Genomic DNA, 21363 nt, shown 5'->3' with positions numbered 1-21363 from the left:
ACGCCGTGCTCAGCAGCCCGGCCGCCTCGGAGCGCGTACGCCTGCGGCGGGCCGCGACCGGGGCGGGCGCTCGGTTCGGGGCGGGGCGGTGGCTCTGCGGGGTGCGTTCGCCTCGGGGGGGCTCGTGAGCGGGAGCGCGCGCCGCTGATCGGGCCGGGGCAGGGCGGGGCGGTGGCGCCGGCTCCGCGGGGCGCGTTCGCCGCCGGGCGGCGGTGGGGGCGTACGCCGTGCTCAGCAGCCCGGCCGCCTCGGAGCGCGTACGCCTGCGGCGGGCCGCGACCGGGGCGGGCGCTCGGTTCGGGGCGGGGCGGTGGCTCCGCGGGGTGCGTTCGCCTCGGGGGGGCTCGTGAGCGGGAGCGCGCGCCGCTGATCGGGCCGGGGCAGGGCGGTGGGGCTGGTCGGGCTGTGTTGTGGGTGCCGCGTTTCGCCGGGGGTCTCACTCGTTCGGGTGGTTTTCGGGGGTGGTCGCCGGTGGGGCGCTCGGACGGGTGACAGGGCGTCGGAGGGGTCCTTGAAAGATAGACAATGTGGCACTCTGAGCCGGTGACGGGTTGGGCTGGGCCGGTGCCGGGGGCTTTCCGCGATGGGCGTTGACGGGTGGGACGAGTCACGCGGTGACGACGACGCGGACACCGTGGGGCTGAACTCACCGCAGGTGCCGAGTCAGGGCGGCCCGGCGGAGCCGGAGCGCCTCCCGGCCGGCGGGGGCGTACCCGCCCAGCGCGAGGGCAGCGTCCTGCCACCGCCTCGCGAAATGCCGCCCGCGGACGGCGAGTTGATCGAGCGCATGCGAGCCGGCGACGACTCCGCGTACGCGGAGCTGTACCGGCGGCACGCCGACGCGGTCCGGCGGTACGCGCGCACCTGCTGCCGCGACGGACACACCGCCGACGACCTCACCGCCGAGGTCTTCGCCCGCATGCTGCAGGCGGTGCGCGGCGGCTCCGGTCCCGAGCACGCCGTACGCGCCTATCTGCTGACCTCGGTCCGCCGCGTCGCCGCGCACTGGACCAGGTCCGCCCGGCGGGAGCACCTCGTCGACGACTTCGCCACCTTCGCCCAGCAGTCCGCCCGGTCGCCGGAGGTCTCCGACGGCGCCACCCACGACCTGGGTGCCGACGTGCGCGCCCTGCACGAGGCCGAGCAGTCCATGGCCATGCGGGCCTTCCGCTCCCTGCCCGAGCGCTGGCAGGCCGTGCTGTGGCACACCGAGGTGGAGGACGAGTCCCCGAGCGAGGTCGCCGTTCTCTTCGGGCTGGACGCCAACGGCACGCGCGTGCTCGCCAGCCGCGCGCGTGAGGGGCTGAAGCAGGCGTACCTCCAGGCTCATGTCAGCGCCACCCTCGCCGACGACGAGGAGTGCGCCCGCTACGCCGACCAGCTCGGCACCTACGCCCGCCGCAAGCTGCGCATCCGCGCCGAGCGGGGCCTGCGCAAGCACCTGGAGGAGTGCGCCAGGTGCCGGCTCGCGGCCGCGCAGATCGAGGAGGTCGCGAGCGGCATCCCCGGTGTCGTCCCGGTCGCGGTCATCGGCTGGTTCGGGGCCGCCGGATACGCCAAGGCGCTCGGCATCGTGGCCGGCGGCGCCGGGGCCGCGGGCGCCGCAGCCGCGGCCGGCGGGTCCTCCGGCGGCGCGGGCGCCGCCGCCTCGGAGGGGCTCGCGGCACCGGTGAAGGCGGGGATCGCGGCCGGTGTCGTCGCGGTCGCGGCGGCCGCGGCGGCGATCGCCCTGGTGAACCACGGCCATCCGGCGAAGGAGACCGCCGAGCCGTCGCCGTCCGCGCCGCTCGTACGGCCCCATTCCCCGAAGCCCACCCCGCCGAGGCGGAAGCCCACCCCCGAGCCGGTGGCGCTCGCTCCCGAGCCGGCCCCCACACCCACGCCCACGCCCCCTCCCGCACCCGGCCCGGCACCCACGCCGACGCCCACGCCCAGGCCGGCCCCCACCTCCGCCCCTGAGCCCGGCCCCAGGCCGACGCCCGCGCCGACCCCGACGCCCACCCCGCCACCGCCCGCTCCCGTGGTCTACGAGCTGAGCGACCTGAGGTACGACGTCGTGGGCGACGGCACCCGGCCCGAGATCGCGCTGGGCGGGAGCAGCTGGGTGTGGCAGCGCTACGGCATGTCGATCGGCGGCAAGGAGTACGCGCGCGGGGCGACCGTGCACGGCGGCTCCTCCGTCACCGTCTCCCTCAACCGGCGGTGCACCGCCTACGACGCCCTGGCCGGTGTGGACGACATGACCCTCGGCCTCGGCAAGGTCACCTTCTCCGTCTACGCCGACGGGGTCCGGCTCTGGCGTTCCGGGACGGTCAGGGGCGGGGAGGGGGCCGTCCCCGTCCACGTGGACCTCGCCGGGCGCAGCACCGTACGGCTCGTCGTGGCACCGCACGACCACGCCCTGGACCGGGTCGCGCTCGCGGACTGGGCGGAGTCCCGGTTCACCTGCCGGTAGCGGGCCCTAACTCCCGCCCTCGGTGGGCGTCCTCGCCGCGAGGTCCCGCAGCACGTCCGCCACGCCGTAGGACGCGCCCCGGGCGCACTCGGCCGCGTAGCGGTCGGCGGGCAGGGCCGCACGGGCGCCGGCGAGCACCCGGCCGGCCTCGCCGCGCTCCGGCTCCGGGCGGGGGAGGCCGTCGCGCAGCCGGTCGGAGGCCTCGTACAGGCGGACCGCGCCCGGCAGGTCGCCGAGCCGGGCCAGCAGACCGGCCGCGACATCCACGAGTCCCCCGGTGACCGACTCCGCGCACCGCTGCGCCACCGCGTGCCGCAGCGCCTCGGCGGCGATCGCCAGGCCCTGCTCCGGGCCCGACTCCGCGGCCGTCAGCAGTGCCTCGACCGCCCGCAGCAACGCCTCGAACTGCGGTGGCGGGGTGCCGGTACCGCCCCGGTCCAGCTCGCGGGCCGCCTCGAACAGCTCGCGGGCGCGGGCGGTGTGGCCGTCGTACAGCGTGATGTGGGCGCGCATCAGCAGCACGAAGGCCCGGGCCTCCCCCACTCCGTACCGGTCGGCGGCCGTGCCCGCCGCGTCGAGGGCGGCCAGCGCGGCCTCCCGGTCGCCGGAGCGGTAGGCGATCTCGGCGAGCCGCGCCAGCAGGAACGGCGACTCCGCGTAGGCGCCCACCTCGTAGGCGAGCCGCAGCGCCTCCTCGTACTCACCGCGGGCCTCGTCGAAACGGCCGCGTGCCATGGCCGCCTCACCCGCCGCGCTGCACACCTGCGCGCGCATCCAGCGGTCCCCGATCCGCCGGCTGAGCGTGCGCAGCTCGGCCAGGTCCTCGTCCACGCCCCGCAGGTTGCCCGGCGAGTCGACGAGCACGTGGGTGCGGTACATCAGTGAGACGCCGATCTCCCAGCCGCCGCCGTACGCACGGCAGTTGGCGACCACCGCGGCCATGTCGGGGCCGATGTCCGCCGGGCTGCCCAGGTGGTACGCGGTCATCGGCCAGACGATGCCCGGGAGCCGGGCGGCCTGCGGTCCGCCGCCCTCGTACGCCGCCCGTACGCGCGCGATGTACCGCGGGGCCCGGTCGTCGGCGGCGAGGCTCTCCGCGTTCGACTCGGCCGTCAGGAACAGGTCGAGCATCCGCAGGTCCATGCGCAGCTGCCGCAGCGGATGCCCGGCCTCACCGTCGGGAGCGGTGAGCAGGGCGTCGACCGGGTCGGCCGACTCCACCCGTGCGGCCAGGTCCCCGCCGGCCCGCCGGTCGGCCGGGGTGTCCAGGGCCACGCCCAGGCGCAGCAGCAGGCGGACCCAGGCCACCGCCTCCAGGCGGTAGTTGCGCAGCCACCAGAACCAGCCCATGGCCAGGGCGATCGCGCCCGCCTCCGCCTCGTCACCGGTGCGCACGGCGCGGTCCAGGGCCGCCCGGATGTTGTCCAGTTCGGTCTCCAGGCGGGAGATCCAGGGGAGCTGGTCCGCGGAGCGCAGGCGCGGATCGGCCTCCTCGACCAGGGCGCGCACCCAGGCGCGATGGCGCAGCTCCGCGGCGGCGCGCGGCCCGGGGAGCTCGGCCGCGCGCTCGGTGGCGTACTCGTGGATGGTCTCCAGCATGCGGTAGCGCATGCCGCCGGACGCCCCGGTGCCGTCGGGGGCGGCGACGACGAGGGACTTGTCGACCAGCGCGCCGACGAGGTCCGCCGCCGGGCCGGTGCACACGGCCTCGGCCGCCGCGAGGTCCCAGCCGCCGGCGAAGACCGACATCTCGCGCAGCACCGTGCGCTCGCGCTCGTCCAGCAGTTCCCAGGACCAGTCGACGACCGCGCGCAGGGTCTGCTGGCGGGGCAGGACCGTGCGGCTGCCGGAGGTGAGCAGGCGGAAGCGGTCGTCGAGCCGGCCGGCGATCTGGCGCGGGGTCAGCAGCCGGAGCCGGGCCGCGGCCAGCTCGATGGCGAGCGGCAGCCCGTCCAGGCGGCGGCAGATCTCCGCCACGGCCGCGGTGTCGCGGAGCACCGCGTCGGCGTCGGGACGGACGGCCTTCGCGCGCTCGGCGAAGAGGCGGTGCGCCTGCTCCGGGAGGAGGGGCTCGACCGGGCGCACCGACTCACCGGGGACGCCGAGGGGTTCACGGCTGGTCGCGAGGATCGTGAGCCCGGGGCAGTGGGTGAGGAGGGTCTCGGCGAGGGCGGCTGCCGCGCCGACGACGTGTTCGCAGTTGTCGAGGATCAGGAGCTCGCTGCGCGTGGCGCAGTGCTCGATCAGCAGGGCCGTGGGGTCGGCCTGCGGGGTCGCCAGGTCGGTGCTCAGCAGCACGGTCTCGCGCAGACCGAGCGCGCTGACCATCGCGCCGGGCACCGCCTCCGGATGGTCGAGCGGGGCGAGCTCGACCAGCCAGGCCGGGGAGAGGGCCTCGGCGGCCTCCTCGGCGAGGCGGGTCTTCCCCGAGCCGCCCGGTCCGGTGAGCGTGACCAGGCGGGCCCTGTGCAAGTCGGAACGAACGGCTTCGAGTTCCGGTTCCCGCCCGACGAAGGACGTCAGGCGGGGGCGGAGGTTGCCCCTGCGCTCCGGCGGCTGGGCGGGGGCCGGCGCCCTCGCCGGCCCGGGTTCCTCCTGCCGCAGCAACGAGGCGTGCAGGGCGCGCAGTTCCCGGCCCGGGTCGGCGCCGAGGGTGTCGGCGAGGGTGCGGCGGGCGGACTCGTAGGCGGCGAGGGCGTCGGCGGGGCGGCCGGTGTCGCGCAGGGCGCGGATCAGGAGGGCGTGCAGCGGCTCGTCGCAGGGGTGGGCCGCGGTCAGTTCCTTCAGGTCCGGTACGACGTCCCGGGCGCGGCCCAGGTCGAGGGCCGCGGCGGCGCGGGCGCGGGTCGCCTCCAGGCGCAGGGCCTCGGGGCGGGTGGCGGCGCCGCGGTCGGGGAGGTCGGCGAGGGCCGGGCCGTGCCAGTGGGCGAGGGCCTCGGTGAGGGTGCGGTGGGCGGTGGCGGGGTCGCCGTCGGTGAGGGCCTTGGTGCCGGTGTGGGCGAGGCGTTCGAAGACGTGGAGGTCGACGTCCTCCTCGGTGGCTTCGAGGCGGTAGCCGCCGGGAGTGGAGGCGACGGCGTCCCGGCCGAGGGCACGGCGGAGCCGGCCGACGAGGGCCTGGAGGGCCGCGGGGGCGTCCTGGGGCGGGTCGTCCGCCCAGACCTCGCCGATGAGGGTCTCGGGGGTGATGGTGCGGCCGGGGCGGAGGGCGAGGGCGGCGAGCAGCGCGCGGAGCCGGGGACCGCCGATGGGTACGGGGGCTCCCCGGCCGTCCGTCGCTCGGGTCACGCCCAGGATTCTGTACCGCACCAGGCCATTGTGTCGGGGGCCCGGCGAACCCGGCACGCGGGTTTACGGGTGGCACCTCGCGGCGCCGGCACCGCGTGGCCCGGGGCACACGGGGAACTGCGCTACAGCGGCGACCCCGGGGAACTGCGCTACCGGCCGCGGCGACCGCCACAGGCGCACGGTGGCCGCCACCGCGGACCCCGGCGGTACCGGGAACCACGTGCCCGGGCCGCCACCGCTCAGGCGCCGGAGGCCAGCGCGTCCCTCCTCGGCTGGATTCCCGACGGCACCGCGCGGGAGCGGGCCGGGGTGCCCGTCCAGCAGGTGCCCCGGCGGGAGAGGAGGCGGCGGAGCCAGAGTTCGAGGGAGACCAGCTCGGCGAGCCCGTCCAGGGGCAGGGGTTCGCCGGCCGCGGCGGCGCGGACGGCCTTGCGGACCACCCGGGCCTCCACCAGGCCCGCGTCGGCCAGGAGAGGGCTGGAGAACAGGTCGAGGAGCGGGTCGGCGGCCGTGCGCAGGCCCGCGCGCGCGGCGGCCGCGGAGGAGGCGTGGGAGGGGGCGCCCCAGCCGGGCGGGAGGTCGGTGACGCCGGCGCCCTCCAGGACCGTACGGAGGATGGCGGCCCGTGCGCCGGGCTGGACGCGCAGCGCCTCGGGGAGTTCGCGGCAGGCGCGCACGACCTGGTTGTCCAGGAAGGGCGCGTGCAGACGCTGGGAGCGGATCTCTGCGGCCTGTTCCAGGACGCGCAGGTCGGCGGCGTAGCGGGCGAGCGCCGCACGCGCGCGGTGGTCGCCGGGGCGCTGGGCGCCGGTGCCGGAGCGGTCCGCCGCACTCCCCAGCAGAACCGATACTTCAGCCAGTGCCTCACCCGTCAGCCAGCGGGCGGCGGGCCCGGGTCTGGCCCAGGTCAGCGCGGCCAGGGACGCGCCGACCGCCCCCTTGGGCTCGTCGAACCGGCGCCGCATCAGCCGCTCGGCCAGCGCCTCCAGGCCCGTCCGGTAGGGGGTGCGGGCGAGGCGTCTGGCCGCGCCGTACACGCGCGCGGGGACCATCACCGAGCCGTCGGCCCGCGCGAGGGCGGCGACCGGCCGGACCAGATGGCGCCGCCGCCGGTCCATCAGGAGGTCGGCGAGCCGGGCGGGGTGGGCGTCGAGGACCTGGCGGGCGCCGTGGCCGGTGAAGTGGTCGGCGCTGCCGGCGGCGAGCCGGGCGCGGTGCCGGGCCGCGGAGGCCAGCGAGGGCCCGGGTTCGTCGGTGAGGGGGCCGTCGAGCTCGGCGTAGGGCAGGACGTCCTCGCCTCCGGTGACCACCACGTGGTGCAGGCGGGGGTTGGCGGCGAGGGCGCCGGCGCGCTCGAGTTCGGCCTCCCGGCCGCCCACGGCGAGGTCGTTGAAGGTGACGGCGAGGAGCCGTTCGCCCGCGCCCGTGCCGTGGCCGAGAAGGGTGCCGGGCCGGCCGGGCAGCCCGGCGGCCAGCAGCGCGAGGGTGCCGGAGGCCGGCCCGCCGGACAGGTCGGCGCCGATGCCGGGCACCGGCATCCCGCGCCGGGCCCGCCGCTCGGCGGGGCCCATCCCGGGCACCGGACCGGGGTCGAGGTCGGGTACGTGCCGGGGCGCCGACAGCCGGGTGCGGACCGCCTCCACGAGGGCGTCCCGTACGGGGTCCACGGCCCGGCCGGCGTCGGCCGGGGGCGCGGCCACGGCGAGGGAGGCGACCTGCTCGTACCCGGCGATCTCCCGCGCCCCGGCGCGCAGCACCAGCGCGTGCCCCGGCGGGATCCGCCGTACTCCCTCGTACGGGGTGGTGTCGCCGAGCGCCGCCGGTACGTCGGGGGCGGCGAGCAGGGCGGCCAGGTGGCCGAAGTCCAGGTTGGCCTCGATGAGGTCGGCCAGGGGCAGCGCGGCGGTGGCGTAGGCCGTGCCGCCGGCCCAGGGGGTGTGGAACACCGGGCGCGCGCCCGCGAGATCGCCGCAGACCGTGATGCGGCGGCCTACCTGGACGACGGCCGTGTAGCTGCCGGGCCAGTTCGTCAGATGGCGCAGCGCGCCCCCGCGCGCGGTGAACAGGCCGCGCCGCAGCTCCTCGTCGGAGGCGCCGCAGATGCCGAGGACGGCGATCCGGTTCTGTGCGTCGGCCCGGACCACGCGCACCTCGTCCGGGCGCCAGTCGCCGACGGCCCACAGCGGGTCGGGGTCGCCCCACAGGAGCTGCGAGCCGACCGGGTGCAGGGTCTCGCCGTCGTACCCCATGGCACCCGCGGAGCCGAACCCGGCGACGCCCGCGGCGGTGCTGCTCCAACCCACCAACCACCGCATCGACGCCTCCACAGACTGTGGACAACCAGTGCACCGTACGAACCGGTTCCCCATGCTGCCATGAAGGAAGCGCTCTGGAGCGGCGGTGACACCGCCTTCGATCGTGGGACGGCAAAGGAAGTTGACGTACGTCCGCGGGGCACGGCCCCGGGCGGCTCCGCACGGGTGCGACTCGAATGCGCCCCCGAAACGCTCCCCGAAAACGCCCTTCGCGCCCTCAACTTCCGTGGTGGGGACGGAAATCAAGCGTCCGCACCGGGGTCGATTTTCGGCCAAACACGGAGCGGCACGGCCGACGTGAGCACGCTCCGTACAGGCCCGCGGAGCGCGCGGCGCCCCGGGCACGCGCACGGTCCGGGAGGCGGGCATCGCCTCCCGGACCGGTCCGCCACCCGCGGGGATGAAGGTGGCGGTGTCCCCCAGCCCACTGGATCCAGTACAGCGGGCCGACCCACGCAAGACCCATGGAACCGCTCCCCACTTGGCCGGAGAAGAGCGCACGGACGGGCGCACGGCCACACGGGCGGGGGCACGAGGGCGACCGGCCGTGCACGGTGCGTACAGGACCGCACTTCCGTACGGACCACAATCCCGCCAACCGGAACAATGCCCCTTAACGCTTGGGATGCGGCGAACTACGCTGGGTTTACGAATGCCGCGTGGTTATGCCAGCGCGGCAGCCGTCTGTGTCGAGGGGTGGCGCATGTCCAGGGAGCAACGCGGGCCGAACGAAAAGCTCGGCGCCGTTCTCGCCCTCGCGGGAATCAGCAACGCAGGACTCGCGCGACGCGTCAACGACCTTGGCGCTCAACGCGGGTTGACTCTTCGCTACGACAAGACCTCGGTGGCGCGCTGGGTGTCGAAGGGGATGGTGCCGCAGGGCGCGGCGCCGCACCTCATCGCGGCCGCCATCGGCCAGAAGCTCGGCCGCCCGGTGCCGCTCCACGAGATCGGCCTGGCGGACGCGGATCCCGCCCCCGAAGTGGGCCTCGCCTTCCCCAGGGACGTGGGGCAGGCGGTGCGCTCGGCCACGGAGCTGTACCGCCTCGACCTCGCCGGCCGCCGGGCCGGCTCCGGCGGCATCTGGCAGTCCCTCGCCGGATCGTTCGCAGTGAGCGCATACGCAACGCCCGCCTCACGATGGCTGATAACCCCCGCCGACAGCTCGGTCGCGCGGGAGGCGGGCTCCGCCGAGGAGTCCTGCGCACCGATCAAAGTCGGCCACAGCGATGTGCAGAAGCTGCGGGAGGCCGCCGAGGACGCCAGGCGCTGGGACTCCAAGTACGGGGGCGGCGACTGGCGTTCGTCGATGGTGCCGGAGTGCCTGCGGGTGGAGGCCGCGCCGCTGCTGCTCGGCGCCTACTCCGACGAGGTCGGCCGGGCCCTGTTCGGCGCCTCCGCCGAACTCACCCGGCTCGCCGGGTGGATGGCCTTCGACACCGGCCAGCAGGAGGCCGCGCAGCGGTACTACATCCAGGCGCTGCGCCTCGCGCGCGCGGCGGCCGACGTGCCGCTCGGGGGGTACGTGCTCGCCTCCATGTCGCTGCAGGCGACGTACCGCGGGTTCGGCGACGAGGGCGTCGACCTGGCGCAGGCCGCCCTGGAGCGCAACCGGGGGCTGGCGACGGCCCGCACCATGAGCTTCTTCCGGCTGGTCGAGGCGCGGGCCCACGCGCGCGCGGGAGACGCGCAGGCGGCGGGCGGCGCCCTGAAGGCCGCCGAGGGCTGGCTGGAGCGGTCCCGGGAGGGGGACAACGACCCGTCCTGGCTGGGTTTCTACGGTTACGACCGGTTCGCCGCGGATGCCGCCGAGTGCTACCGGGACCTGAAGGCGCCACGCCAGGTCCGCCGGTTCACCGAGCAGGCGCTGTCGAAGCCGACCGAGGAGTTCGTGCGCTCGCACGGGCTGCGGCTGGTCGTCTCGGCCGTCGCCGAGCTGGAGTCGGGCAACCTGGACGCCGCCTGCGAGCAGGGGGTGCGGGCCGTGGAGGTGGCCGGGCGGATCTCCTCCGCGCGCACCACGGAGTACGTGAAGGACCTGCTGCACCGGCTGGAGCCGTACGGGGACGAGCCGCGGGTGGTGGAGCTGCGGGAGCGGGCCCGCCCACTGCTGATGATGGCCCCCGCCTGACCCGGCCGGCCCGCCGACCGTAGCGAACACCGCACACCGGCCGCGTTTGAAGGCGTTGTCAGTGGCGCAGTGCACTATCGAGGTGGGAGGTGGTGCAGGTGCGGGTGGGTGCGTACGACTGCGACGTGCTGGTGATCGGCGGGGGGATCGTCGGGCTGTCGACGGCGTACGCGATCACGCGCGCCGCGCCGGGCACGCGGGTGACCGTGCTGGAGAAGGAGCCGGGACCGGCCCGGCACCAGACGGGGCGCAACAGCGGGGTCATCCACAGCGGGATCTACTACCGGCCCGGCTCGCTCAAGGCGCGGTACGCGGTGCGGGGCGCCGCCGAGATGGTGAAGTTCTGCGCCGAGTACGGCATCGCGCACGCCGTCACCGGCAAGCTGATCGTCGCCACCGAGCGGGAGGAGCTGCCGCGGCTCCACGCCCTCGTGCAGCGGGGCCGGGAGAACGGCATCCCGGTGCGCGAGCTGGGCCCCGCCCAGATCACCGAGTACGAGCCGGAGGTGCGCGGCCTGGCCGCCATACACGTCGGCACGACCGGCGTGTGCGACTTCGTCGGGGTCGCCCGGCAGCTCGCGCGCGCGTCGGGCGCCGAGATCCGGTACGGCGCCCGGGTCGTCCGCGTCGACCGCCGCCCGGACCGGGGCGTGGCCGTGCTCACCGCGGGCGGGGACGTCGTGCGCGGTCGGGTGCTGGTGAACTGCGCCGGCCTGTACTGCGACGAGGTCGCCCGGCTGACCGGGGACGAGCCCGGGGTGCGGATCGTGCCGTTCCGCGGGGAGTACTACGAGCTGGCGCGGCCCGAGCTGGTGCGCGGGCTGGTGTATCCGGTGCCGGACCCGGCGTTCCCGTTCCTCGGTGTGCATCTGACCCGGGGCATCGACGGCGGCGTGCACATCGGGCCGAACGCGGTGCCGGCTCTGGCCCGGGAGGGGTACGGCTGGGGGGTCGTCCGCCCCCGGGAACTCGCCGGGACGATGGCGTGGCCGGGCTCCTGGGCGATCGCGCGCCGGCACTGGCGGTACGGCGCGGGGGAGCTGGGCCGCTCGGTGTCCAGGGCGGCGTTCCTGCGGGCGGTGCGAAGACTCCTGCCCGCGGCGGAGTCCGGGGACCTGGTGCGGGCGCCCGCCGGGGTGCGGGCACAGGCGGTGCTGCGGGACGGGACGCTGGTGGACGACTTCCTGATCCGGGAGGGAGCCCGGGCGGTGCACGTGCTGAACGCACCGTCGCCCGCCGCCACCGCCTCCCTGCCGATCGGCCGCGAGGTCGGCCGCAGGGTGCTCGACATGCTCGGGTCACTGTAGGCCGCGGCCCGGCGCGGGCCGGCTCGGTGCGGGTTGGGTCGCTGCAGACCGGCTCGGTGCGGGCCGGGTCGGTGCGGGCCGGGTCACTACGGGCCGGGTCACTGCGGGCCGGGTCGCTGCGGGCCGGGTCGCTGCGGGCCGCTCAGCGCGGGCCAGGTCGCTGCAGACCGGTTCAGTGCAGCCGGTGTACCGGTGCCCGCCCGGGGGCCTGGTGCGGGCCGTCGGTCGGACGGGCCGCGGGCGCGCCCTAAAATTGGATTACTGTGTCTGATTCGCTGAACGCCCCCGAAGCCCTGCCCGCGGCACCGCACGCCCCCGGTGTCTCCATCCGGCACTCCCGGGACAAGGGTGAGCCGCGGTTCCCGGACGGGCCCAAGGCGGACCCCGCCGGGTCGCACTTCGAGCGGCGGATCCGGAGTTTCCAGCCGCGGCGCAGCCGGGTGACGGCCGGGCAGGCGGACGCGCTGCAGCGGCTGTGGCCCGACTGGGGGCTGGACATCGACGGGCAGCAGGTGATCGACCTCGGCGAGCTGTTCGGGAACGACCGTCCCGTCGTCCTGGAGATCGGGTTCGGGATGGGCGAGGCCACCGCGCAGATGGCCGCCGCCGACCCCGGCACGAACGTCCTGGCCGTCGACGTGCACACCCCCGGCCAGGGCAACCTGCTCAACCTCGCCGACCGCAACGGGCTGTCCAACGTCCGGGTCGGCAACGGCGACGCGATCATCCTGCTCCGGGAGATGCTCCGTCCCGACGCGCTCGACGGGCTGCGGGTGTACTTCCCCGACCCCTGGCCCAAGAAGCGGCACCACAAGCGGCGGCTGATCCAGCCCGAGTTCCTCTCCCTCGCCGCGACGCGGCTGCGCCCCGGCGCGATCGTGCACTGCGCGACCGACTGGGAGCCGTACGCCGAGCAGATGCTGGAGGTGCTCGGTGCGCATCCCGACTTCGAGAACACGCAGGCGGACGGCGGTTTCGCGCCCCGGCCCGAGTTCCGTCCGCTGACCCGTTTCGAGGGACAGGGACTGGACAAGGGTCATGTGGTGAACGATCTGCTCTTCCGCCGCGTACCCCACCGGGACCGCGGCCGGGCCGTTCGCCCGGCCGACGACCGGGCCGACCGTCCGGCCCGTCACCAGGACCGATAAACGCTCCAGCCCCTCGCCCCGTCCCCGTTAGGGTCGATGCCGTGGCCACCGTTCCTCCGTATCCGACGTATCCGCCGAACCCCGGCGACGGCGTGCTCCGCCACCCGCACTGGTGGCAGCGCCCATGGGTGCGGTACGGGGCGCTGATCACGCTGCTGGCCCTGTCCGGGCTGGTCATCCTGGCGCTGGTGCGCCGGCAGACCGGCACCGAGGGGTTCCTGGTGGGTATCGGACTGGCCGTGCTGCCGGTGCCCTGGCTGATAGCCGCCTTCCGCTGGCTGGACCGGGTGGCGCCCGGCCCCTGGCGGAACCTGGTCTTCGCCTTCGCCTGGGGCGCCTGCGCCGCCGCCCTCATAGCCATCGTGGCCAACAGCTTCGCGACGAAGTGGATAGCCACCTCCACCGCGGACCCGGCGGGCGCCGACACCCTCGGTGCGACCGTGATAGCGCCGATCGTCGAGGAGTCGGCCAAGGCCGCGGCCGTGCTGCTGGTCTTCCTCTTCCGCAGACGCGACTTCACCGGGATCGTGGACGGGGTGGTGATAGCCGGGATCACCGCCACCGGGTTCGCGTTCACCGAGAACATCCTCTACCTCGGCACGGCCTTCGGGACCGACCAGCTCAGCGGGGGCACCGGCATCGCCTCGGTCACCGCCGCCACCTTCTTCGTGCGCATCGTGATGTCCCCGTTCGCGCACCCCCTGTTCACCACCCTCACCGGCATCGGCTTCGGCGTCGCCGCGCTGTCCGGGGAACGGCAGCACGCCCGGCGGGTGCTGGTGCCGCTGTGCGGGCTGCTGCTCGCGATGAGCATGCACGCCTTCTGGAACGGCTCCTCCACCTTCGGCCCGTACGGCTTCTTCGCCGTGTACGGCGCGTTCATGGTGCCGGTGTTCGGGCTGCTGACCTGGCTCGCGGTCTGGACCCGGCAGCGGGAGCTGCGGACCATGCGCGAGGAACTGCCGGCGTACGTCCCGGTGGGCTGGCTGGGGCCGACCGAACCGCTGGCGCTCGGCTCGATGCGGGCCCGCCGGATGGCCCGGGACTACGCCCGCCACCACGCCGGACGGCCCGCGGCGCGGGCGGTGGCGCAGTACGAGGCGTACGCGACCTCGCTGGCGCTGCTGCGGCGGCGGGGCAGGCGCGGACGGGCCGGGGCCGACTTCGTCGTACGGGAGCGGGAGCTGCTGGACGAGCTGTGGCGGCGCAGGGAACTGGCCCGGCCGGCTCTGGAGTACGCGGCCCGCACCGCCCTTCCCCGTCCCGCGTACTGGGCGCAGTACGGATATCCGGCGATGCCGTACCCGGCGTACAACCCGTACCGGACGTAGCCGCCCGGGCCGCGGGAGGTCAGGGCCGCCGTGCATGCGGCGCACCCGGCGCACGGCGGGTGGCCGTACGCCGGGATGTGCCGCACGGCGTCACGCCGAGGCGCGCGTCAGCCGCTCCAGTTCCTCGTCGGTCAGCCGCAGCTCCGCGACGCCGAGCAGCGCCGGCAGCTGTTCCACCGTCCGGGCCGAGGCGATGGGGGCCGTGACCGTCGGCTGGGCGGCCAGCCAGGCGAGGGCGACGGTGGCGACCGGCGCGGCGTGGGCGGCGGCGACCTCGTCGAGGGCGGCGAGGACCCGCCGGCCGCGTTCGGAGTCCGCGTGCTGGGCGGCGGAGCCCGCGCGGGCGCTCTCGACCGTCGTACCGGGGCGGTACTTGCCGGTCAGGAAGCCCGAGGCGAGGGAGAAGTACGGGACGGCGGACAGTCCCTCGCGGGCGGCGAGGTCCTGGAGCGGGCCCTCGTAGGTGTCGCGGGAGACCAGGTTGTAGTGCGGCTGGAGGGCGACGTAGCGGGCCAGGCCCTCGCGGGCGGAGAAGTCGAGGGACTCCTGCAGCCGCTCGGCGCTGATGTTGGACGCGGCGATGTGCCGGACCTTGCCCGCCTTCACCAGCTCGTCCAGGGCGCCGATGATCTCCTCGACCGGCACCTCGGGCTGGTCGAAGTGGGTGTAGTAGAGGTCGATGTAGTCGGTGTCCAGACGGCGCAGGGAGGCGTCGGCGGCGGCCCTGATGTTGGCCGCGGACAGACCCCGGTACTCGGGGTGCTGGCTGACCTTGGTGGCGATGACGACGTCGGAGCGGTTGCCGCGGGCCTTGGTCCACCTGCCGATGATCGTCTCGGACTCGCCGCCCTTGTTGCCCTCGATCCAGGCGCTGTAGGCGTCGGCGGTGTCGACGAAGTTGCCGCCGGCGGCCGTGTAGGCGTCCAGGACGCCGAAGGAGGTCTCCTCGTCGGCGGTCCAGCCGAAGACGTTGCCGCCCAGGGAGAGCGGGAAGACCTCGAGGTCGGAGGAACCGAGTTTGTGCAGAGAAGTCATGCTCTACGTCAACACCGGCAGCGGATGATCGCATTCCGCCGCCGGCGTCGCATTTCCGCGGGACGGGCCCGGCTTCGCGCCGGGCAGGCCCCGCGTGCCGCGCAGGCGTCCCGTCAGGGGTTGAGGCCCTTGGAGCGCAGCCACGGCGCCGGGTCGATGGCGGTGGCCTGGCCGCCCGGGTGGACCTCCAGGTGCAGGTGGGGTCCGGTGACGTTGCCGGTGGCGCCGACCCGCCCGATGACCTCGCCGGTGGAGACCTTCTGGCCGACCGAGACGTTGATCGAGGACTGGTGGCAGAACCACAGCTCGGTGCCGTCGTCCAGGGTGACGACCGTGCGGTAGCCGTAGGCGCCGGCCCAGCCGGCCTGGGTGACCGTGCCGCCGTGGACGGCCTTGATGAGAGTGCCGGTGGGGGCGGCGAAGTCGAGGCCGGTGTGGTACCCGGAGGACCACATGGCGCCGGGCTGGCCGAAGGTGCCGGTGATCGTGTACGAGACGACCGGCAGCGTGTACTCCTTGGCCAGCTCGGCCAGTCGCTTGGCCTCGGCCGCCTTCTTGGCGTCGGCCTCCGCCTGCTGCTTGGTGTCGGCGGCCTTGGCGGCGGCCTCCTTCTCCGCCTTGGCGGCCGCCTCGGCGGTCTGCTTCTCGCTGGCGGCGAGGGCGGTGGCGGTGGCCCTGCTGTCGGCCTGGCCCTGCTGCTTCTCGGCCTGGGCCATGATCCGGTTGCGCAGTGCCTCGCCGGCGCCGGTGCTCTTGTCGCTGTCGGTGGCGGTCCGTCCGACGCTGCTCAGCGCGGTGGTGTCGGCATTGTGCGCGTCGGAGGAGTCGTCGCCGAACATGTGCTCGACGGAGGACAGGTCCGGGAGGGAGATGGAGACCGGCGGCTTGCCGGTGTTGGCGCTGGCCATGCCGCCCGCACCGACCGCCGCGATCACGCCGACGCCGAGGACGGTGGAGCTGCGCGCGAAGCCGCCGCGCTGCTTGGAGACGCGGTGCCGGCCGCGGACGGAGGCGATGGATTCCTCGGTGGGGTTCCACTCCTCCCAGGGGCCGTCGTCGGCGGGGAAGGAACCGTAGCCGAAGGGCTCGGGCTCACGCTGAGCCGGCACGAACGGGGCTTCTGGGGCAGGCCGGTTGGACGCCACGCGGGCGTACTCCTTTCCTTCCTCCGCCTACCGGGTTAGCTGACGGGTTCGGAGCAGGAAGGTCTCCTACGCGCGTATACCGGTCCTCGACTCGGAGAGTCCATGACGGCATCCGCGTGATTCACCCCAGGGTGGTGGTTCCCCGGTTCCCTTACGGGATTCGGCGCGTGCGCACGGAGCCGTCTCTTGTGACGGCTGGGACGACCGCGCTGCGTTATCGAACGTTAATAGACCCGACTGTCACTTTCCAAGCCGTTCCACTTGATCATTAACGCTTTCGGTCGCGGACTTTCCAGACAGGATCCCTGCAAAACGGGCGAGTTGGCCGAGGTTCAGGAGTCACGGCGTTTTTGATGGTGACTCAGATGTTATGCGGAGGGCATCCGTCCGATCACCCTGGGTGAAGACGATCAGGGGCGCCGTACGGCGAGCAGCGCCATGTCGTCCGCCATCCCGCCGCCGGAGTGCCGCCGCACCTCCTCGGCGAGCCGGCCGAGCAGCGCTCCGGGGCCGGGGAAGGCGCGCCCCGCGAGCCGCCGTTCGGGGTCGAAGAACCGGCCGTGGGCGTCCCGGGCCTCGGACAGGCCGTCGGTGTGGAGCAGCAGGGTGGCACCGCCGGGGAAGGGGAACTCCAGGGCGCGGTCGGGCCACCGGCCCAGATCGCCCATGCCGAGCGGCAGCGCGGCCTCGGGGGCGGCCAGGGTGCGCAGGGTGCCGTCCGCGTGCAGCAGCAGCGGCGGGGGATGACCGCGGTTGACGATCCTCACCACCGCTTCGTCGTGCGGGAGTTCGACGAGTACGGCGGTGGTGAAGCCCTCGAAGGCGTCGATGCCGTCGCGCCTGGTTCCCTCGCGCGCGAGCGCCCGCTCCAGCCGCTGGGCCACCGCCTCCAGGCCGGCCTCCTGCTCGGCGGCCTCCCGGAACGCCCCGATCACCACGGCCACGGCGGCGACCGCGCCCATGCCCTTGCCGCGCACGTCCCCCACGACCAGCCGGACGCCGTGCGGGCTGTCCTGCACCGCGTACAGGTCGCCGCCGATGAACGCGTCCTGCTGGGCCGCCTCGTACCGGGCCGCGATGTCGAGGCCGGCGATCCGCGCGGCGGGTTCCGGCAGCACGGCCCGCTGGGCGGCCTCGGCGATCTCCCGGGCGGAGGCGAGGCGCCGGTCGCCGCGGCGGACCACGCGGTTGATGGCGACGGCCAGGAGGGCGACGGTGGCCACGGTGACGAGGTCGGTGACGGTGGCGACGGCCGGGTCGAAGCCGGCCTCGGCGTGCACGGCGTAGATCGCGGCGAGCGCCGCGAGGCCGGTGACGACGGTGGTGCGCAGCGAGGCCAGGGGCGCGGCGATCAGCGCGGCGGCCGTGAAGAACGGGACGGCGGTGAACTCCTTCGGGGTGAGCAGGCCGTAGAGGACACCGCCGGCGATCAGCAGGGCGGGCAGGGCGCGGGCCAGGACGCGCGGGAGCGGGCGGCGGGGCGGAGGTCCGGGCACGACCTCGACGTCACCGAGGCCCGGGTCGGGCACGGGGTCACCGGGGAGCCGGCCGCCCGCCCTGGCGTACGCGCTCTCCTCCTCCACCTCACCAGGGCGCACCGCTTGTCTCCCACATGTCCGACGTGGCTCCAGCGTGGCCGGAGCGGGGACGGCGGGCGACCGCTGTGGACCGAGCGTGTGACCTGCTGTGACGTACGCCACTCGGCGTGTCGGGGGCGGGCGGGCACGGGAGGCGGGCGCGTCGGTGGGAAAAGCCGGTGCGCCGGCGCGGAAAACACTCAGGGCCGGAATCCATTGCTGGATTCCGGCCCTGAGTCTTCAGTAGCGGGGACAGGATTTGAACCTGCGACCTCTGGGTTATGAGCCCAGCGAGCTACCGAGCTGCTCCACCCCGCGTCGTTGTGTCTCCAGTGTACGACATGCGCGGGGCGCGAAGCACACCGGTTTTCCGCGGTCCGGACCGGTCAGGCCGACAGGTGCCTGTTCGGGGCCTTGGCGAGGGCCTCGTACTCGGGCAGTACGACGACCTGGGCGCCCGCGCCCCTCAGCACGCCGGTGCCGTCGGCGCCGGCGACGAAGGTGTCGGGCTCCCGCCAGGCGGTCACCACCCGGCGCACCCCTGCCCCGAGGACGAGCCGGGCGCAGGGCGCGGGCCGGGAGGCGCGGCGGGCGCAGGGCTCCAGGCTGCTGTAGACGGTGGCGCCGGGCAGGCGCGCGTCGGTGGGGTCGAGCTTGGCGAGCGCGGCCTCCTCGGCGTGCACCACGGGGTCGCCGCCCTCGCGGGAGTGGCCGCGGGCCAGTTCGGTGCCGTCGGCGGCGACCACGACCGCGCCCACACTGAAGGCCGTCTCCGAGGGCGGGCACAGGGCGGCGAGTTCACAGGCGGTGCGCAGCCAGTGGCGGTCGGCGGCGGTGGGCTCGGGGCCGGTGCCGGGGGCGGTGGGCTCGTAGCGCATCAGGACGACGTCCTCGATGCGGCGGGTCTCGGTCAGGCGCAGCCGGCCGCCCTGGTACTCCCCCGGCCCGAACAGGCGGGGCGCCGCCGGGTCGCCGACGAAGAGCGGGGCGAGGACCAGCTGGAGTTCGTCGGCGAGGCCCTGCTGGAGGAGCTGGGTGTGCACGGTGCCGCCGCCCTCGACCATCAGGCGCCGCACGCCGCGCACGTCGTGCAGGTGGGTGAGCAGGGTCCGCCAGTCGAGGTCCGGGCCGAGCGGGACGACGTCGGCCGTGCCGCCGAGGACGCGGGCGGCCCGCTCGGCGCCCTTGTCGGTCGTGTAGACGAGCTTGTCGCCGCCGGTGTGCCAGAAGGTGGCGTTCGGGTCGAGGTCGCCGGAGGCGGTGACGGTGACCTTCAGCGGGTAGGCGGGCCTGCCCTCGGCCGTGCGGGCGGCGCGGCGCTCCGCGGAGTTGACCAGCAGGCGTGGGTTGTCGGCGCGGATCGTGCCGGCGCCGATCAGGATGGCGTCGACGGACGCCCGTACCGCGTCGACCCGGTCGAAGTCGGCGGGGCTGGACAGCAGCAGCCGGTCCGGGCCGGTGTCGTCCAGGTAGCCGTCGAGGGAGACGGCGGCGGACAGCAGCACGTACGGGTACGACATCGGCGCGCTCTCCCTGCGAAGGCTTCTTGGTTCAAGTTTGAAACAAACTTACACTGGCAGCATGACGACCCGCTGGCTCACCCCCGAGGAGCAGCGCGCCTGGCGCGCCTACATCGCCGCCTCCCAGCTGCTGGAGGACGCGATCGACCGGCAGCTCCAGCAGGAGGCCGGCATGCCGCACCTTTTCTACTCCGTGCTGGCCAATCTGTCCGAGGCCCCGGACCGGCGCCTGCGCATGACCGACCTCGCCGAGAAGCTGAAGATCACGCGCAGCAGGCTGACGTACGCGGTGACCCGGCTGGAGCGGGACGGTTTGGTGCGCCGGGAGGACTGCGAGTGGGACAGGCGCAGCCTGCTCGCGGTGCTGACGGACGCGGGGACGGCCGTGCTGGAGCGTACGGCGCCCGGCCATGTCGAGACGGTGCGCGGCGCGCTCTTCGACCGGCTCACCCCGGAGCAGGTGGGGCAGCTGGAGGAGATCTGCTCGGGGGTCGCGCGCGGGCTCCAGGGGGAGGGCGAGGAGTCGGCCGCCGCGGAGGAGGTGCCGTGGCGGCGCAGGTCGTCACCCTGCTCGGGGCCGCCCGCCCCGCCGCCGCGGGACGAGCCGTCGTAAACCGCCCGCCGCGAGGCGGGCCGTTGCCGAGCCGGTCCCGTGGGCCGTGCCGCCGTGAGCCGTGCCGGAAATCCGTTGCTTCAACTTTTAAGCATGGGGTAGGGTCCGGACCGAGCATCTGATTCAAATCTGAAGCAGATGGACGGAGCACGGAACCCGGAGACCCGCATGCCCGACTTCCCCGCCGCCACGCCGCGCGCCCGTGTCCGGGTACCGCTGCGCTTCCACGACGGCTACGGCGTCGACGCCGAACTCGTCACCTTCCACGGCCTGACCGACGGCCAGGAGCACGTCGCCGTCGTCCTCGGCGAGCCCGGCCCCGTCCCCCTGGTCCGCCTGCACTCCGAGTGCCTGACCGGCGACGTCTTCGGCTCGGCCCGCTGCGACTGCGGACCCCAGCTGCGCGAGGCGGCCGAGCGCATCGCCGACCGCGGCGGCGTCCTGCTCTACCTGCGCCAGGAGGGCCGCGGCATCGGCCTCTACAACAAGCTCGACGCCTACGCCCTGCAGGACCAGGGCCTCGACACCTACGAGGCGAACGCGGCGCTCGGCCTGCCGGAGGACGCCCGCGACTACACGGCCGCCGCACAGATGCTCGGGGCCCTCGGCATCGGGGAGCTGGACCTGCTGTCCAACAACCCCGACAAGGCCGGGCAGCTGCGCTCCCTGGGCCTGACCGTCCGGGACCGGGTGCCGACCGGCGTCTTCACCACGGCCCACAACGTCCGCTACCTGCGCGCGAAGGTCCTCCAGACCCAGCACACGCTGCCGCTGGCAGAACTGACGGAGCTGAGCGCGGGCTGAGCCCCGTCCGGGCGCCGCGCCCGGCTCCGGCTTCAGTACTCTGACCGCAGTGGTCTGGGTACGGGGGAGCACGCGGAGTCGAAGCACATGGTGAGACGGAACGACCAGCGGCGCGCGGCGCTCGTCGACGCGGCGGTCGAGGTGCTGGCCGCGGAGGGCGCCCGGGGCCTGACGTTCCGGGCGGTGGACACCGAGGCCCGCGTGCCCACCGGCACGGCGTCCAACTACTTCGCCAACCGCGACGATCTGCTCACCCAGGCCGGCGCCCGGGTCTACGAACGGCTCCGGCCGGACGAGGCCACCATCGCCCGCCAGCGCACGGCCGGCCGGGACCGGGAGACGTACACGCAGCTGATGCGGGAGCTGATCGGCCGCGTCTCCGCCTTCCGCACCGGCTACCTCGCCCTGCTCGAACTGCGTCTGGAGGCCACCCGCCGCCCCGCCCTGCGCGCGGTGCTCACCGAGCGGGTCCGGGCCGACCTCGACGCCGACGTCGCCTACCACGAGGCCTCCGGCCTGCCCGGCGACGCCACGGCCGTCAGGCTCCTGTACCTCGCCCTGAACTGGCTGATCGTCGAGCAGCTCACCCTGCCGGACGTCCTGACCCCGGCCGAACGGGACCGGCTGGTCGTGGCCGCGGTGGAGCGGATCGTGGCCGCGGAGTAGAGCTCCCGGACCGGCCGGCCCATGAGGA

At 74.9% G+C, this 21363-nt stretch carries 14 protein-coding genes, 1 tRNA gene and 1 riboswitch; of the genes, 8 read left to right on the top strand and 7 right to left on the bottom strand.

All coding sequences use genetic code 11. The annotated features are described in order from the left end of the window. Positions 1-583: 583 nt before the first annotated feature. Complete coding sequence (locus tag ACZ7FF_RS11465) at positions 584-2455, top strand: sigma-70 family RNA polymerase sigma factor (RefSeq protein WP_470811412.1); 1872 nt, start codon at positions 584-586, stop codon at positions 2453-2455. A 6-nt stretch (positions 2456-2461) separates the two neighbouring features. Here ACZ7FF_RS11465 and ACZ7FF_RS11460 read toward each other — a convergent pair whose 3' ends face one another. Beyond that, positions 2462-5764 (bottom strand): AfsR/SARP family transcriptional regulator, encoded by a 3303-nt coding sequence (locus tag ACZ7FF_RS11460; protein ID WP_470811411.1) that lies wholly within the window; start codon positions 5762-5764, stop codon positions 2462-2464. Between the two features lie 218 nt (positions 5765-5982). Further along, entirely contained in the window at positions 5983-8058 is a 2076-nt protein-coding gene (locus tag ACZ7FF_RS11455) for an asparagine synthase-related protein (RefSeq protein ID WP_470811409.1), read from the bottom strand. Between the two features lie 703 nt (positions 8059-8761). Here ACZ7FF_RS11455 and ACZ7FF_RS11450 point away from each other — a divergent pair. The 4 genes from ACZ7FF_RS11450 to ACZ7FF_RS11435 all read left to right on the top strand — a co-directional run bounded on the left by ACZ7FF_RS11450 (position 8762) and on the right by ACZ7FF_RS11435 (position 13975). Further along, on the top strand, positions 8762-10189 hold the full coding sequence (locus tag ACZ7FF_RS11450; RefSeq protein WP_470811408.1) for an MFS transporter: 1428 nt from the start codon (positions 8762-8764) through the stop codon (positions 10187-10189). An 89-nt stretch (positions 10190-10278) separates the two neighbouring features. Beyond that, complete coding sequence (lhgO, locus tag ACZ7FF_RS11445; RefSeq protein WP_470811406.1) at positions 10279-11496, top strand: L-2-hydroxyglutarate oxidase; 1218 nt, start codon at positions 10279-10281, stop codon at positions 11494-11496. A 263-nt stretch (positions 11497-11759) separates the two neighbouring features. Continuing rightward, complete coding sequence (gene trmB, locus ACZ7FF_RS11440) at positions 11760-12644, top strand: tRNA (guanosine(46)-N7)-methyltransferase TrmB (RefSeq protein ID WP_470811405.1); 885 nt, start codon at positions 11760-11762, stop codon at positions 12642-12644. Positions 12645-12685: 41 nt separating this feature from the next. Beyond that, the gene (locus ACZ7FF_RS11435) at positions 12686-13975 is read left to right on the top strand and encodes a PrsW family intramembrane metalloprotease (RefSeq protein WP_470811403.1); all 1290 of its coding nucleotides are present in this window, start codon (positions 12686-12688) and stop codon (positions 13973-13975) included. Between the two features lie 90 nt (positions 13976-14065). Here ACZ7FF_RS11435 and ACZ7FF_RS11430 read toward each other — a convergent pair whose 3' ends face one another. From ACZ7FF_RS11430 to ACZ7FF_RS11410, 5 genes are all read right to left on the bottom strand, one after another. Beyond that, positions 14066-15010, bottom strand: coding sequence for an aldo/keto reductase (locus ACZ7FF_RS11430; RefSeq protein WP_470811402.1), 945 nt, complete (start codon positions 15008-15010; stop codon positions 14066-14068). Between the two features lie 113 nt (positions 15011-15123). Then, on the bottom strand, positions 15124-16155 hold the full coding sequence (locus tag ACZ7FF_RS11425) for a M23 family metallopeptidase (RefSeq protein ID WP_470811401.1): 1032 nt from the start codon (positions 16153-16155) through the stop codon (positions 15124-15126). 9 nt (positions 16156-16164) lie between these two features. Next, positions 16165-16331, bottom strand: a riboswitch (cyclic di-AMP (ydaO/yuaA leader). Positions 16332-16565: 234 nt separating this feature from the next. Next, positions 16566-17753 (bottom strand): PP2C family protein-serine/threonine phosphatase, encoded by a 1188-nt coding sequence (locus ACZ7FF_RS11420; protein ID WP_470811400.1) that lies wholly within the window; start codon positions 17751-17753, stop codon positions 16566-16568. Positions 17754-17976: 223 nt separating this feature from the next. After that, positions 17977-18050: transfer RNA gene (locus ACZ7FF_RS11415), tRNA-Met, on the bottom strand. A 68-nt stretch (positions 18051-18118) separates the two neighbouring features. Continuing rightward, positions 18119-19252: a dihydrofolate reductase family protein gene (locus ACZ7FF_RS11410; RefSeq protein WP_470811398.1), complete on the bottom strand. Its 1134-nt coding sequence runs from the start codon at positions 19250-19252 to the stop codon at positions 18119-18121. Positions 19253-19313: 61 nt separating this feature from the next. Between ACZ7FF_RS11410 and ACZ7FF_RS11405 the strand changes: the two genes are divergently transcribed. From ACZ7FF_RS11405 to ACZ7FF_RS11395, 3 genes are all read left to right on the top strand, one after another. Next, positions 19314-19865 carry a MarR family winged helix-turn-helix transcriptional regulator gene (locus ACZ7FF_RS11405; RefSeq protein ID WP_470811397.1) on the top strand — a complete coding sequence of 184 codons (552 nt, stop codon included), beginning with the start codon at positions 19314-19316 and terminating at the stop codon, positions 19863-19865. A 168-nt stretch (positions 19866-20033) separates the two neighbouring features. Continuing rightward, a complete protein-coding gene (locus ACZ7FF_RS11400; protein ID WP_470811474.1) occupies positions 20034-20669 on the top strand; it encodes a GTP cyclohydrolase II in 636 nt (211 codons plus the stop codon). 87 nt (positions 20670-20756) lie between these two features. Next, complete coding sequence (locus ACZ7FF_RS11395) at positions 20757-21335, top strand: TetR/AcrR family transcriptional regulator (RefSeq protein WP_470811396.1); 579 nt, start codon at positions 20757-20759, stop codon at positions 21333-21335. The last annotated feature ends 28 nt before the right edge of the window (positions 21336-21363 follow it).

This window comes from Streptomyces sp. NPDC037126, from assembly GCF_055605965.1.
This window is presented reverse-complemented; position numbering and strand designations above follow the sequence as displayed.

Bases quoted from the DNA above. Each gene is read 5' to 3' on its own strand.
- ACZ7FF_RS11400 (WP_470811474.1), top strand. From the start codon at position 20,034: ATGCCCGACTTCCCCGCCGCCACGCCGCGCGCCCGTGTCCGGGTACCG.
- ACZ7FF_RS11405 (WP_470811397.1), top strand. From the start codon at position 19,314: ATGACGACCCGCTGGCTCACCCCCGAGGAGCAGCGCGCCTGGCGCGCC.
- ACZ7FF_RS11465 (WP_470811412.1), top strand. From the start codon at position 584: ATGGGCGTTGACGGGTGGGACGAGTCACGCGGTGACGACGACGCGGAC.
- ACZ7FF_RS11410 (WP_470811398.1), bottom strand. From the start codon at position 19,252: ATGTCGTACCCGTACGTGCTGCTGTCCGCCGCCGTCTCCCTCGACGGC.
- ACZ7FF_RS11430 (WP_470811402.1), bottom strand. From the start codon at position 15,010: ATGACTTCTCTGCACAAACTCGGTTCCTCCGACCTCGAGGTCTTCCCG.
- ACZ7FF_RS11395 (WP_470811396.1), top strand. From the start codon at position 20,757: ATGGTGAGACGGAACGACCAGCGGCGCGCGGCGCTCGTCGACGCGGCG.
- ACZ7FF_RS11450 (WP_470811408.1), top strand. From the start codon at position 8,762: ATGTCCAGGGAGCAACGCGGGCCGAACGAAAAGCTCGGCGCCGTTCTC.
- ACZ7FF_RS11455 (WP_470811409.1), bottom strand. From the start codon at position 8,058: ATGCGGTGGTTGGTGGGTTGGAGCAGCACCGCCGCGGGCGTCGCCGGG.